Annotated in this window: 13 protein-coding genes; 5 read left to right on the plus strand and 8 right to left on the minus strand. The window is 42.3% G+C overall.

Annotated features, from left to right (window positions below; translation table 11 throughout):
* Positions 1 to 200: 200 nt before the first annotated feature.
* Positions 201 to 1,232: an alcohol dehydrogenase AdhP gene (gene adhP / locus GTU69_RS16125; RefSeq protein WP_166171999.1), complete on the plus strand. Its 1,032-nt coding sequence runs from the start codon at positions 201 to 203 to the stop codon at positions 1,230 to 1,232.
* Between the two features lie 76 nt (positions 1,233 to 1,308).
* On the opposite strand, the gene GTU69_RS16130 is transcribed toward adhP, so the two are convergent.
* The 5 genes from GTU69_RS16130 to GTU69_RS16150 form a co-directional block, all read right to left on the minus strand.
* Positions 1,309 to 1,911, minus strand: a complete 603-nt coding sequence (locus GTU69_RS16130; protein ID WP_166172001.1) for a hypothetical protein — start codon at positions 1,909 to 1,911, stop codon at positions 1,309 to 1,311.
* Between the two features lie 161 nt (positions 1,912 to 2,072).
* Positions 2,073 to 2,456, minus strand: coding sequence for an RcnB family protein (locus GTU69_RS16135; protein WP_166172003.1), 384 nt, complete (start codon positions 2,454 to 2,456; stop codon positions 2,073 to 2,075).
* 488 nt (positions 2,457 to 2,944) lie between these two features.
* Entirely contained in the window at positions 2,945 to 3,490 is a 546-nt protein-coding gene (locus GTU69_RS16140; RefSeq protein ID WP_166172005.1) for a redoxin domain-containing protein, read from the minus strand.
* A gap of 151 nt (positions 3,491 to 3,641) precedes the next feature.
* Positions 3,642 to 4,184 (minus strand): hypothetical protein, encoded by a 543-nt coding sequence (locus GTU69_RS16145; protein ID WP_166172007.1) that lies wholly within the window; start codon positions 4,182 to 4,184, stop codon positions 3,642 to 3,644.
* Positions 4,185 to 4,384: 200 nt separating this feature from the next.
* Positions 4,385 to 5,137, minus strand: coding sequence for a helix-turn-helix transcriptional regulator (locus GTU69_RS16150; RefSeq protein WP_166172009.1), 753 nt, complete (start codon positions 5,135 to 5,137; stop codon positions 4,385 to 4,387).
* A 183-nt stretch (positions 5,138 to 5,320) separates the two neighbouring features.
* Between GTU69_RS16150 and GTU69_RS16155 the strand changes: the two genes are divergently transcribed.
* Positions 5,321 to 6,235, plus strand: a complete 915-nt coding sequence (locus GTU69_RS16155) for a DMT family transporter (protein ID WP_166172012.1) — start codon at positions 5,321 to 5,323, stop codon at positions 6,233 to 6,235.
* A 418-nt stretch (positions 6,236 to 6,653) separates the two neighbouring features.
* Here GTU69_RS16155 and GTU69_RS16160 read toward each other — a convergent pair whose 3' ends face one another.
* The 3 genes from GTU69_RS16160 to GTU69_RS16170 form a co-directional block, all read right to left on the minus strand.
* Positions 6,654 to 7,223 carry a Sua5/YciO/YrdC/YwlC family protein gene (locus tag GTU69_RS16160; protein WP_166172014.1) on the minus strand — a complete coding sequence of 190 codons (570 nt, stop codon included), beginning with the start codon at positions 7,221 to 7,223 and terminating at the stop codon, positions 6,654 to 6,656.
* 42 nt (positions 7,224 to 7,265) lie between these two features.
* A complete protein-coding gene (gene dprA, locus GTU69_RS16165) occupies positions 7,266 to 8,411 on the minus strand; it encodes a DNA-processing protein DprA (RefSeq protein WP_166172016.1) in 1,146 nt (381 codons plus the stop codon).
* Positions 8,412 to 8,505: 94 nt separating this feature from the next.
* Positions 8,506 to 9,660, minus strand: coding sequence for a LysM peptidoglycan-binding domain-containing protein (locus GTU69_RS16170; RefSeq protein ID WP_166172018.1), 1,155 nt, complete (start codon positions 9,658 to 9,660; stop codon positions 8,506 to 8,508).
* A 119-nt stretch (positions 9,661 to 9,779) separates the two neighbouring features.
* On the opposite strand from GTU69_RS16170, the gene def reads away from it, so the two are divergent.
* The 3 genes from def to GTU69_RS16185 all read left to right on the plus strand — a co-directional run bounded on the left by def (position 9,780) and on the right by GTU69_RS16185 (position 12,926).
* Entirely contained in the window at positions 9,780 to 10,310 is a 531-nt protein-coding gene (gene def / locus GTU69_RS16175) for a peptide deformylase (protein WP_086196623.1), read from the plus strand.
* Between the two features lie 93 nt (positions 10,311 to 10,403).
* Positions 10,404 to 10,826 carry a DUF2946 family protein gene (locus tag GTU69_RS16180; RefSeq protein ID WP_166172020.1) on the plus strand — a complete coding sequence of 141 codons (423 nt, stop codon included), beginning with the start codon at positions 10,404 to 10,406 and terminating at the stop codon, positions 10,824 to 10,826.
* Positions 10,827 to 10,913: 87 nt separating this feature from the next.
* On the plus strand, positions 10,914 to 12,926 hold the full coding sequence (locus GTU69_RS16185; RefSeq protein WP_166172022.1) for a TonB-dependent copper receptor: 2,013 nt from the start codon (positions 10,914 to 10,916) through the stop codon (positions 12,924 to 12,926).
* The last annotated feature ends 508 nt before the right edge of the window (positions 12,927 to 13,434 follow it).

Here is a 13,434-nt window from a genome sequence, read left to right on the forward strand (position 1 = left end):
TTCAAATCAGCTTCAAGCTTCAAAATAAGAAACAATTATTTTAGAGCCGGCACCCCTTGTACTGCTGAACGGCAAGCACATCTAAAGTGATCAAATCCGATACAAATCCACTCATTTTGATGATTTATTGTTCGATATAGTAGAGCTGTGGCTCCTCTAACAAGAGTCTTCTCAGTATGCGTAATATGGAGAACATCAATATGGCGAATACAATGAAAGCCGCGGTGGTTAAGGCATTTAACCAGCCGCTGCAAATACAAGAACTGGAAATTCCGAAAATCAGTCCGGGCAAAGTACTGGTGAAAATTATTGCAACAGGTGTTTGTCATACCGATCTGCATGCCATGCATGGGGATTGGCCGGTAAAACCGACTTTACCTTTTGTTCCCGGCCATGAAGGCGTGGGTGAAGTCATTGAGGTCGGTGAGGGTGTAGAGCATTTAAAGGTGGGTGATATTGTAGGTGTTCCGTGGCTGTATTCTGCATGTGGTCATTGCGATCATTGCTATGCTGGCTGGGAAACCTTGTGCAAGAAACAGCAAAATTCGGGTTATTCAGTGAATGGCAGTTTTGCTGAATATTGCCTGGCAGATGGTGACTACGTCGGCGTGATTCCTGAAGGTGTCGATTTGCTGGAAATTGCTCCAATTCTGTGTGCTGGCGTGACAGTCTATAAAGGCTTAAAAATGACTGAGGCCAAAACTGGAGATTGGGTGGCCATTTCTGGGATTGGTGGTCTAGGTCATGTGGCAATTCAGTATGCCAAGACCATGGGCTTTAATGTGGTGGCAATTGATGTGGATGATTCTAAACTGGAATTGGCCAAAAACTTGGGTGCCGATGTGACCATTAATGCCCTGAAGGTGGATGTCAATGAAGAAGTCATGAAAGCCACGGGTGAGGGTTGTCATGGTGTTTTGGTGACTGCGGTATCGCCAAAGGCATTTGAACAGGCTGTGGCAATTGTTCGTCGTGGTGGCACTATGGTTTTAAACGGTTTGCCAGCGGGAACCTTTGATTTGTCGATTTTTAATATGGTGCTGGAAGGGATTACCGTGCGCGGCTCGATTGTCGGAACGCGTCTGGACTTGAAAGAAGCACTGGATATTGCAGCGCGCGGCAAGGTCAAGGCGCATATCCATGTTGAACCGCTTGAGAATATTAACGATATTTTTGAGCGTATGGAGCAGGGTAAAATTGATGGTCGTATCGTGATTGATATGAGACTTTAATCTTCAATTTAAACAGACCAATTCTACAGGACTGCTGAATTGGTCTTTATTTTTAGAGGCTTTCTCTATAGGAGAATTAACCTTCCTGATCTGATTCACTTGAACCATGCTGACCTTCAGGAATCATCATCCCGGCCAGTTTAATCATTTCCGTCTGGATCGTACCCATTTGTTGTTCAATTTTCTTGAAATCGACCTGAGTCAAGTCGATCTCGCCATTTAAAAACGGGGTGGCTAGCACTTGCTGATTGGCCTGCATCAGATTTTGACGAATCGAATCAATTTCCTGACTTTTCAGGTTCAAGCTGCTGAGTGCCTGATCAAAACCTTTTAACTGGGCTTTTAAGGATTCTGCAGTGCTTTGTAATTGCTGCTGATCATGATTGGAAACAGCCGCTTCTAAATCCGATTGGCTCTGTTTGAGCTGTTCAATATAGTCACCGGTTTTCAATTGCATATCGGCAACATCGCGGACAATATAAAACATGTTTCCGCTTTTCAGTTCGGTTTTATTAGCTGAGGCTTCTGTAGCTGACGGGGTAGAGACCTGTTCGGAGACTTCGCTGGATGTTTCATTTTCAGTTGAATCCGGTGTACTGGCTTGTTCACAACCAATCAGCAAAAGGCCCGCACTAAACATCACAAAAGGAGAAACCGCATTTTGGATGAATTTTTTCATATCTCTTTCATTTCAGCTTCAATCAATACCTCACAATATAGGGACAGAATGTGGAGAAAAAACTAATTGTTGCAAAGTGATAACAAATATTTTGAATATAAGTGCTTGAGTTATTAAAAAAGAGCGCTGCAGCGCTCTTAACTTTACATAAATGACTAAGCTCAATTTGTCATAATTTTCACAATACTGTGATTGAGCGTGTTAATCAGTACATAGTCGCCATTGACGCGAATCCAGCGCTGATTTTTGCCCGGTTTGCTCAGATTTTTATAACGTTTATGATCAATTGCGTAGCCTTTACCATAATAATGTGAAGGCAGGGCTTGACCGGCTTTCCAGTCGCGGGATGGTTTTAAAACCCGATCTTGTATGACTTCATGATGACGCTGTTCAGCGTGCTGTTGGCCATGTGTGTCACCCGGATGCATATTTTGGGCATGGTTGTTATTTTCATGGGCATGAGCAGGTGGTGCAGCGATTGCTGCAGGTGCTACAAGCACAGCAGTGGTTAAAGCAAAGAGTCCAGCATGTACTAGTTTTTTCATGGGTTTACCTATATTAAAAATAGCTGTCAGCCGATATTTTTATTTCACCTCTAAGTTAAAGAGAAAGGGTGAATAATCTATTGTATAAATGTAATTTGCCGCCTGCTCTGAAGCATGAATGGCATGCAACTCTCTGAATTCCTTCCTTGATTTGAATCTGCTAATTTCTGGGGACAACCAGCTCCGATGTCCCTTTGCTGGCTGATCGGGAATTTTCAAAGTGCTAGGGCAATCGGCTTTCATTATTCGTCAGTAGCGTATTTTGTCTGGTGATGATTTGGACTGGCATCTCATTCATGCGGCTGGTTGTTGCACCGATATGATGATAAAAACCGGGGGTAGAAATAGCCTGACGTTCGCCAGGTTCTGGCCATTTTTAACAGATTTCATGTTTGGACAGTTTTTTGAAAGTTAAAATGATTAGAGAAAAATAAAGCCGACTTCAGCCTGAATTAAACACGCTAAGCCGGCCGGTTTAGAGCATACTTTTATTTGGCAAGTTCAGCATTAATCGCATCAACAATACGCGGATCATCGGCTGTGATGTCCGGGGCAAAGCGGGCTACCACTTCCCCTTTTTTATTAATCAGGAATTTTTCAAAGTTCCATAACACTTCAGGCGGCTCATTTGGAGTCAGTCCATAATCAACCAGATCTTTCCACCAAGGTCCTTCGCCAATACGTTCAGGAATGGCCTGAGTCAGGGTTTGATAAAGTGGATGCTTATCTTCACCTGCTACCGAAATTTTAGAAAATAGCGCAAAATCCACCTGATAATTTAAAGAACAAAATTCCTGGATTTCTGCATCAGAACCCGGTTCCTGAGCCAGGAAATTATTGGCAGGAAAACCTAAAATTTCCAGTCCTTGGTCTTTCTTTTCTTTATACAGTTTTTCTAAACCTTCATATTGCGGGGTTAAACCGCATTTAGAGGCGACATTCACCAACAGCAATACTTTGCCTGTATATTGATTTAAGGTGATGTCCTGTCCGGCAATGGTCTTGACCGGAATATCATAAACAGATTGGCTCATGAGAAAGTCCTTGAATATTTGAATTTGAATGACTGCTTTGTTTTAAAGCTTATTGTGTCGATCGACAAGTCTTTATTGAGATCTGGATAGAAATCTTTCATGCAGGGTAAATAAAAACAGGCCAATCGACCTGTTTGTATCATGCAATACATTATTGTGCGGTTTTGACTTTGTTTTCCAGAGCCTGCATGTCGGCGACCAGTTCTTTTTGCAATTGCGTTGCCCGGTCTCGCAGTTCAGCAATTTTTTTCATATCCGGTTTTTCGGCAATACTTTCTTCAGAAAGTTCGATACCCAGATTATTGGATTCTTTAATTTTGCCACGTACTTTGTCTAGCTCGGTACTTTTTAGGGCTAAAGCATCCAGATCCCGGTTAAAGTTCGCAATATAGGTTTTCATTTCTGCAATGATCGTATTTAGTGCGGCTTTATCATTTTTTTGCACAGCCTGGTTGGCTTTATTTTGCAAGTCTAAAGCCTCTTTGGAACGATTTTGGGAGAGCGTCTGGATTTCAATTAAATCATTTTTAATATCTTTGATATTGTTTGTACTCAGTGCTGCGGTTGCAGGTTGTGTACTTGCAGGGGAAGCGCTGGTAGCTGCTGACGATGCGGGTGTTTCATTTGGTTTTTTATCACAGGCCGTTAAGGCCACAGCAGCAACGCAGAGTGAAGCCAGTAAGGTGGTTTTCATATCGCATCCTTATAGATCCAATGACAACATCAGACCTAACTATTTAAAAAACATTAAAAAGTTAAGCAGTATCTTCTAGAGAGACTCCCTTTAATAGAGTGCTGTCATCAAAATGGCATAGGACTTTAGCCCCTGACTAGGGCATTTTTGTTGTTAAGCTGCTGCAAATTGCAAAGCAGTTATTTAAGTTCATGTAAGTATTAGATATCACGCAGTTGTGCAGGTGTTTGTTCGGTATAGCGTTTAAAAAACTCAATAAAGCTGGAACTGTGCTGATAACCTAGCTCATAGGCCAATTTTTTCACTGTCTTGCCTTGGCGAATTTGAGCGATTGCATATAAAATTTTAGCCCGATTGCGCCATTCCGATAAGCTCAATTGTAATTCTTGCTGGCTCAAGCGCAGTAAATGTCGTTCGCTCATAGGCGAGCCGCTGAGAAGTTGCTGCAAACTCTTGTGAAATAGCTGTGGATTGGCCAATTGCTGTAATAGCGGCTTAAGCAAAACATGGTTGGTTTGCGGTAAATAGTGATCATATGCCACTGCAGTTTTTAGTTGATCCATCAGTACCAGTAATAAATGCTGATAATGTAGTGTGGTTATACCCTGCTGTTTTTGCTCTAAGATCTCATGCACCAAATGCCGAAGAAAGGGGCGAATACTTAAGGTTTTGGTGCAAGGTGCAAAATGCTGACATAAGCAAGGATGTACTCGAATACAGACATAGTGGGTGATTTTTTCATCTAGTGCGATAGAAGTATGTGCTGTTTGTGGAGGGAGCCACAGACCATAATTGGGTGGTGACAGATAAATTTGTCCTTCAATTTCATATTCCAAAATACCATTCAGACTAAAATTGAAATCACCCCATAATGAACTGTGTGGCGCAATAATTTCATCTTTCTGATAAAAGAATTCATCCACTTCTATATAGTTTTGAATCTGCTGGAGCATGTGAATATCCTTGATTTTTATGTATGCGTATATTCATGCCTGAAAGATCTTGGGTGTCATTTCAATCGTCACAACCCAATGCTTCAGTGTCCTGAGCGCAGTATTAATGTCTGAAATTCGATATTCTAATTATTTCAGACTTCAGTAAAAATAAAAACTGAACATTCAAGCAGGGTACAGGGCATGACACAGCAACACAAAACAGTCTGGTGGGCATTTGTTTTGCCATTACTTGCAGTTTTAATCTGGTCGATGAACATTACTGTAACCCGTTATGTGGCGGACTATATTTCTCCGGTTAGCATCAGTTTCTATCGCTGGCTGGTAGCTTTTATCGTCTTAACCCCGTTTATGCTGGGCAAGGTCTGGCGTGAACGTCAGCTAGTTTTGACACACTGGAAGCAGCTCGCCGTTCTTGGTGCTTTTGGTATGGTGCTGTATCAAGGGTTGGGCTATAGCGCAGCGCATTATACCACTGCGACTAACATGGGCATTATCAATGCCTTTATTCCGGTATTTACCATTTTTGTGTCCATGCTCATGCTGAAGGATATGCCTAACCGTTTTGCCGTTGTAGGCAGCATGCTGTCTTTTGCCGGTTTGCTTTATGTCATGGCTCAGGGAAATTTTACCCATCTGCTGCAATCTGGTGGACATCCGGGCGATATCATGATGGTACTGGCGGTATTTTTTTATGCGTTTTATGGCGTTTTCCTGAAAAAATGGCAACTGCAGATTCCCTTGCTGATCAGTCTTTATGTTCAGATTATTTTTGCCCTGCTTTACCATTTGCCCTTCGTTTTATATTTGGGGCTGGATGCAATTGATCAACACAATGTAAGCAGTGTGCTGTATGCCGGTATTTTTCCCTCTTTGATTGCACCCTTGGTCTGGATGCTGGCGGTACAGATGATCGGCCCGAACCGAACCAGTATTTTTATGAATTTAATGCCAGTCTGTACGGCCATTATTGCCAATCTGTGGTTAGGTGAAGCATGGACCATGTATCACAGCATCGGTGGTCTGATCATTTTATTGGGTATTTTATTGGCTCAAAAGAAAGATCGGGTGGTAACAACAGCAAAATTAAATGCATAAATGTAAAAACAACAGATTAAAAAACAGACAAATAAACTGGTTTTATCATTAATTTTTATGGAAATAAAGTCTGAGTCGTGGTTTTAAAAAAGTATTTAAAATGGATATTTAGCTAAAAGATAATTAAAAAATAGTGAGATAATTTAAATTATTAATAAAAAGTGATAAATATTTGATAGTTTTTAGCTGTCTTTTAAGATAAATAATATATTTGTATAAAGAAATTAATTATTACATAATATTTATATCGTGAATGTTTAAGTTATTCTTAACAATTTTTAAACCTTCGCAACTAGATTTACATACCCTCTGGATGTGATTTATGCACATCCTTTTTATGCTCAACCATCCCTATATGGTTGAGCTTTTTTTTGCCTGAAAATAATATTCAGCCCGTATTATATCAAAATGATCCGTATTAAGCGCGGATCACTTCACCTGTTTCAGCATCCACAATACGGCTAGGTTCTTTGCTTAAACCTAAATCGCCATTTAAATAATCTACTTGGCTGGAAAAATATTGGCTGGCTTCCTGAAGGGAGCGGGCAGGGTTTTCTCCTGCAGGATTGGCACTGGTCGAGACAATAAAACCGTTAAAGGCATTGCACAGTGCGACACATAAGGGGTGGGTAGTGACCCGCACCGCTACTTTGGGATGGTTGCCTTTAATCCATGCCGGAATATGGTTACCTGCAGGTAACAGCCAGGTGGTTGCACGCTCAGTCGGAGAGCGATGACTCCATGAATCAATGACCTGTTGGCGCATTTCCGCAGTCAGCGGTTTTAACAGATGTTCTACCTGTGCAATTTGTGCTGCCAGGAGAATTACCCCTTTTTCAATGGGACGTTGCTTTAAACGTAGAATTTCCAGGAACGCTTGTTCGTTAAAAGGATCACAGCCTAAGCCCCAAACTGCCTCTGTGGGATATGCTAAAACATGTCCCTGTTTTAAACATTGAGCAGCTTCGGCAACAGAGGTGCTAATCATCAGACCTTTCTCTTCAAATTGATTAAAGCGCTATTGTGAACCTTATTTGCCTGGACGACAACGTAGATACATGCCAGCTTGTTGGGTGCACAAGCCAAGTAATTCCAGTTCCATCAATTGACTGGTCAGGGTGGCAATGTCTAACTGCAGTTGAATGACCAGCTCATCCAGAAGTTGCCCGACCCAGTCCAGCTGATTGTACAAAACGCTTAAATGCGCTGGCAGTTCGGGCTGGGCATCCAAAGGAGCGAGTTTGCTGGCCTGTTCGCTGTGCTGTTGAGTATGCCATTGTGTCGGCAGGGCTAGATCTTCAATCACCTGTTCAGGATGATCGACTAAAATGGCACCTTCACGAATCAGTTGATGGCAACCTTGATGATGCTCGCTATAAATATGTCCTGGAATGGCAAAGATCAATTTGCCTTGTTCTGCTGCCCATTTTGCCGTGATTAAAGAACCGCTTTTCAGTGCAGCTTCTGCAACGATGACCCCGAGGCTTAAGGCACTGACAATGCGGTTGCGCCGCGGAAAATGCTGCTGTAAAGGAGGGGTTCCGGGTAAGAACTCGGTGATTACCGTACCGGCCTGAGCAAGAATCTGCTGTCGCAACGGCTGATTTTGACTGGGATAGGTCAGGTCTAGGCCTGTACCCATCACGGCAATGGTGCGATTGTGCTGCAAAGCACCCTGATGGGCGGCTTCATCAATGCCTTGTGCCAAGCCACTGCTGATATAAAAGCCTTTTTCACTGAGATAATAAGCAAAGTCATAGGCCACCTGGCGTCCGTGATTGCTGGGTTTACGGCTACCGACAATCGCAATTTGCGGTTGTAACAGGGCTTGGACATTGCCCTGACCAAACAGGATCGGCGGCCTATCGGCATAGAGCAACAGTTGCTGCGGGTAGTGTGCATCATCCTGCAACAGTACAAAATCACTCTGTTTTTGAATCAGATCAATACAATGCTGAAATTGCCGCTGTGATTCAGGAAGGTGAAAATCTCGCAGCCGCTGAATATGGTTTTTGTGAATGCCAAGTTTTTGCCAGGTTTCAATTTGATCGGGCTGTGTTGCCTTTGCCAGATGGGTATAGTATTCCTGGATTTTATAAAAGCTGGGCAGAGAGTGCTGTACCAGAAACCATAAACGAATGTAATCCAGCTGCAAGGTGCTTAAGGAATTGAGCATAACGAGACCTTTAAAGATGTCTTCTTTTTATTGTTTAAATTATTGTTTAAAAAATAAGGCTGAATCTCAGCCTTATTTTATTTTGATTGAAGGATTATTCATCCATTAGTGGTGGCTGGATGCCAGCACCGACTTTAATTGGCAATTCGCTATCCAGTACATAGGCATAACTCAGGTTATCAAAGCTCTTGAATACCATGATGTTACCAATGCGTTGTCCAGGGAGTTGAATACGCTCTTTGGTTTTCGGGTCAGTCACGACTTCGCCTTTCTGGCTCACCGTCAATACCTGTCCAGCTTGAACGCCTTGCAAACTACCACGGTCAATCGTCACCACACTGTGTTTTGCAGCAGTGCCAATTGATCCCATCACGCGAACCACTTGGCCACCGGCAACCACATCTTCAGCATTGGTTGGGTAGAACAAGGTTGGAAGCATTGGATCGTATTCAGGCAATACACGGTCGCCACGACGAACTTCTGAATTATAGGTATCTGTCAGTTCAAGCGTAGTAATGTCATTTTCACCACGGATGGCAATGCCAGATGCCACCTGAATCAATTCAAGACCGGCATTATATTTTTTGCCTTTTGCATCGGTAAACATATACGGTTCACCTTCACGGTAAACGGCATAGCGTTGACCCACTTCCAGACCATTACCGCGCGCATATACGGTTTGACCTTGAGCCGCCAGAACACGTTGATCCGCCGTGCCTAAAATGTATGGCGTACCTGTGATGGATTCAGGTGCAACAATGGTGCTGCGTTCTAACCACTGCTTGATGTGTTCCAGCGGAATGACAGGAATGGCATTGTTTAATGATTCCACCCGAACCTGAGGTTGTAACTTGGTGCCACCGGTATAACGACGGATAATCCCTTCACAGCCATCACCTTCATCTTTACCAATAATTGGTTTGCCGTTATAGGTACACATGAGCAGGCGGTCACCCGGGAAAATCCAGTGTGGGTTTTTCACATGTTTATTGCTGGCCCAGATTTCAGGCCAACGTACTGGATTCTTCAAAAATCTTTTGGAAATATCCCATAAAGTATCGCCTTTTTTCACCACATAAACTTGTGGTGCTCCGGCTTTTAATGCAGGTGGATTGATATTACGGGCAGGTGCTGCTTCAGCAATGCTGACCATGCCGGCCCCAACACTTACACATACGGCAAGTGCCAACAATTGTTTTTTAAACCCCAAGGCACTAAAAGTTGGCATGCCCTTCAAAACCTTTTTCATTATCATAATTCCTAAAATTATGTATGTAGTTGCGTTATAATAACGATATTACACACATTTTTTTGATGAAGCATTCCTTCATTTTGTTTTTTGATCAATGGCATAAGTGAGGACACCGTATGGCCTTATTACCTATTTTAAGTTTCCCGGATCCCCGTCTGCGTACCATTGCTAAACCAGTCGAAGAAGTTACTGATGAAATTCGTCAGCTCGTAGCCGATATGCTTGAAACCATGTATGAAGCCCCAGGTATCGGTTTGGCTGCTACACAGGTGGATCGTCATATTCAGCTGATTGTCATGGATTTATCTGAAAATAAAGATCAACCCATGGTATTTATTAACCCCAAAGTTACGCCATTAACTGAAGAAACTCAGCCTTATGAAGAAGGCTGTCTGTCAGTGCCCCAAATATACGATAAAGTTGAGCGTCCGTCACGTGTAAAAATAGAGGCAATTAACCTTGAGGGTCAATCATTTGAGCTAGAAGCGGATGAACTTCTCGCTGTTTGTATTCAACATGAAATGGATCACTTAAATGGTAAATTATTTGTCGATTATTTATCGCCTTTAAAACGTCAACGTGCACGTGAAAAAGTGGAAAAAGTAGTGCGTCAGCGCCAAAAAGAAAAAGTCGCGGTGAAACGCTAATCCATACAACTTCCGGATTAAATAGTTTAAAAAAAAGCCCAATTTAAATTGGGCTTTGTTATACTGGCCGCCGACAAATTTTAGGATTTGCCTGTGCTTTTTCGTAGTGGTCTATTGCTATCTTGTATAGCCGTATTTTTACAGATTGCTGTGTTTTTACAGCCTTTGCTGCCGAAGCAATATCAGATTGCTCCGGTCTGTGAAACCATTACGCGTGCATTATTGCAAAAACCTGCTTCACCGTACATTTCCGCATCCACACATGCACATCATCAGCTGCATCAAGATCATCAACAGCAGTCTGTAGAACATAGCCATCATGATGCCGATCATCAATGTCAGTATTGTACTGTCTACGGTAATCTGGTTTTGCCTCCTGAACTGGAGGTCAAAGAAGTTTTAGACCGTATTCAAGTACGCTTATTGGCATTCCAGAAGACTTTTAGTCATGTCTGGTTTGTTTTACAGCGACTCTTTCTTCTGCCCCAAGGGCGAGCCCCACCACTATTTGCATAAATCAAAAGGTATTTTCGGGTCTTGACTGACTCTAGCCCTTGCGCTGCTTCAACCGCAGCTCATATTTATGTATTAGTGAGATTGAAAATGGCTCAGCCAAAATTCTACTTACAGCCTCTTGCGGCTGCGATTTGTATTGCCGGTTATTCAGCGGCTGTATTTGCCGAGCAACAAACGACTACTGTTCAAACCTTAGCGCCGATTGTGGTAACTGCTCATCAGGGCAATGATGCTAATGGTTTGATTGTGCATGCCGATCCCAAACAGCCGATCCAGCCGATTCCGGCGACAGATGGTGCAGATTATCTGCAAAGTATTGTCGGTTTTAGTTCAGTCAATAGCGGTGCCGGAACCAATGGTGATGTCACCTTCCGTGGTATGTTTGGTTCACGGATTAAAATTTTGACCGATGGTACGGAAAACCTCGGGGCATGCCCAAGTCGTATGGATTCACCGACGTCGTATATTTCCCCGGAAAGCTATGACCGGATCTCGGTGATTAAAGGACCGCAGACGGTGCAATATGCCAATACCGGTTCGGCTGCGACGGTTATTTTTGAGCGTGGTCCGGAAACAGAATTAACGGCTGAAAAAAATTATCGTGGTCAGGCCAGTGTGCTGCTCGGTTCTTATGGTCGTCTGGATCAGAATGTGGAAACGGCAATTGGCGATGAAAAAAAATATATCCGCCTGAATACCAATCGTTCTGTGTCGGATAGTTATAAAGATGGTGATGGCACCACTGTTCCATCGGATTGGGAACGCTGGAATGCCGATGTCGCATTGGGTTGGACACCGGACGAAAATACATGGATCGAACTGAGTGGGGGAAAAGCCGACGGTGAAGTGGTGTATGCAGGCCGTGATATGGATGGCTCTAAATTTGCCCGGGAAAGTCTAGGCTTGCGATTTGAGAAAAAGAATATCAATGATGTGATTAAAAAAGTTGAAGGGCAAATCAATTATAACTTTAACGATCATGTCATGGATAACTATAGCTTACGAGACGTTCCTGCGGCTGATAAATCCATGAATGTTACGCGCCGTACGCTGAATACCCGTCTTGCAATGACCAGTGAATGGGACAAGTTTCAACTCGTATCAGGTGTGGATTCACAGCAAAACCATCATGCTGGTGGGATGAGCTCTGCCATGATGACTATGCCCGTGAAGACAGATATGAAGTTTAATTCCTATGGGGCATTTGGTGAATTAAGCTATCAGATGACTGAACAACATAAGTTGGTCGGTGGTGCACGCGTTGATGATGTTAGTGTGGAAAAACTGGCAAAAGGGGTGAAGCGGACTGAGACCATACCAAGTGCCTTTTTACGCTTAGAAAGCCAGCATCCAGATCATAATGCCAAAAGCTATCTTGGTCTTGGCTATGTTGAACGCATGCCGGATTATTGGGAACTTTTTAGAACTGATTATGAAGGTACGATGCATACCTTCAAACGCTTGGACACTGAAAAAACCTTACAATTGGACTTAGGTTATCAGCATCAGCATGGTGCATTAAATACTTGGGCTTCAGCTTATGCTGGGCTAATCAATGATTTTATCTTGATGACTTATGATCCAACCAAGATGACCAGTATGATGGCCAATGCAGCAGATTCACGTAATGTGGATGCAAGCATTGCTGGTGCAGAAGCGGGTGTTGGTTATCAGTTTACCGATGCAATTCAGGCGGATGTGAGTGCGATGTATGCGTGGGGTGAAAATACCACAGACAATACACCGTTACCACAGATAGCGCCTTTAGAGGCACGTATCAACTTACGTTATATTCAAGACAACTATACTCTGGGTGCATTATGGAGAATAGTGGATGATCAAAGCCGTATCAGCCAGAATCAAGGCAATATTGTAGGTAAGGACTTTAAGGAAAGCGCAGGTTTTGCCACTTTATCCCTAAATGGAACTTATCATTTACGAGATGGTGTTGATTTGTCAGTCGGTATTGATAACGTGCTTGATAAAACCTATACCGAGCATCTAAATAAAGCAGGCAGTGCTGGCTTTGGTTTTGATAGTGATGAACAGTTTAACAATATTGGACGTAACTATTGGGCACGGGTGAGTATGAAGTTCTAATTTGTCTTTAAATTAGGCAAAAAGCAGGAGTATTCTCCTGCTTTTTTGGTTTTTTATTTTATAAAATTTATATTTTTCATAATCTTAGGCTGAAGTGATATTTCTAAATAAAATAATGAGTATTATATTTAAATAATTTAATTATATAAAACATATACTTATTTGTTTGATGGTTTATAAAATAGACACCCGATTCAACTGCTTTTAAAAAGGTGTTGCAAGCACATTAAAATGCTGTAGAATGCACATCCATCGGCGGTGATGAAGATTAAAACTTCTGATAAAACAGCAACTTAGTTAAAATTGATTGAGTTGGGTTTTAGAAAGAAAGTTTAAAATAATTTGAATTACTGATTGACACTGAGAATATCTAGTGTAATATAGCCGACCTAGCTTGCTGGTGACGAACCAGTAAGAAGATCATTAAGAGATTATGAAGAACAACTTGTGTGGATTTTTACTGGTTGATTGATCGAAATTATTTTCATTGATTGATGGTAGAAATTAC

The organism is Acinetobacter sp. SA01 (assembly GCF_011319235.1).
Lineage (GTDB): Bacteria > Pseudomonadota > Gammaproteobacteria > Pseudomonadales > Moraxellaceae > Acinetobacter.

Excerpts from the sequence above, each read along its gene's own strand:
- adhP (WP_166171999.1), top strand. The coding sequence starts at position 201 with ATGGCGAATACAATGAAAGCCGCGGTGGTTAAGGCATTTAACCAGCCG.
- GTU69_RS16130 (WP_166172001.1), bottom strand. The coding sequence starts at position 1,911 with ATGAAAAAATTCATCCAAAATGCGGTTTCTCCTTTTGTGATGTTTAGT.
- GTU69_RS16135 (WP_166172003.1), bottom strand. The coding sequence starts at position 2,456 with ATGAAAAAACTAGTACATGCTGGACTCTTTGCTTTAACCACTGCTGTG.
- GTU69_RS16140 (WP_166172005.1), bottom strand. The coding sequence starts at position 3,490 with ATGAGCCAATCTGTTTATGATATTCCGGTCAAGACCATTGCCGGACAG.
- GTU69_RS16145 (WP_166172007.1), bottom strand. The coding sequence starts at position 4,184 with ATGAAAACCACCTTACTGGCTTCACTCTGCGTTGCTGCTGTGGCCTTA.
- GTU69_RS16150 (WP_166172009.1), bottom strand. The coding sequence starts at position 5,137 with ATGCTCCAGCAGATTCAAAACTATATAGAAGTGGATGAATTCTTTTAT.
- GTU69_RS16155 (WP_166172012.1), top strand. The coding sequence starts at position 5,321 with ATGACACAGCAACACAAAACAGTCTGGTGGGCATTTGTTTTGCCATTA.
- GTU69_RS16160 (WP_166172014.1), bottom strand. The coding sequence starts at position 7,223 with ATGATTAGCACCTCTGTTGCCGAAGCTGCTCAATGTTTAAAACAGGGA.
- dprA (WP_166172016.1), bottom strand. The coding sequence starts at position 8,411 with ATGCTCAATTCCTTAAGCACCTTGCAGCTGGATTACATTCGTTTATGG.
- GTU69_RS16170 (WP_166172018.1), bottom strand. The coding sequence starts at position 9,660 with ATGAAAAAGGTTTTGAAGGGCATGCCAACTTTTAGTGCCTTGGGGTTT.
- def (WP_086196623.1), top strand. The coding sequence starts at position 9,780 with ATGGCCTTATTACCTATTTTAAGTTTCCCGGATCCCCGTCTGCGTACC.
- GTU69_RS16185 (WP_166172022.1), top strand. The coding sequence starts at position 10,914 with ATGGCTCAGCCAAAATTCTACTTACAGCCTCTTGCGGCTGCGATTTGT.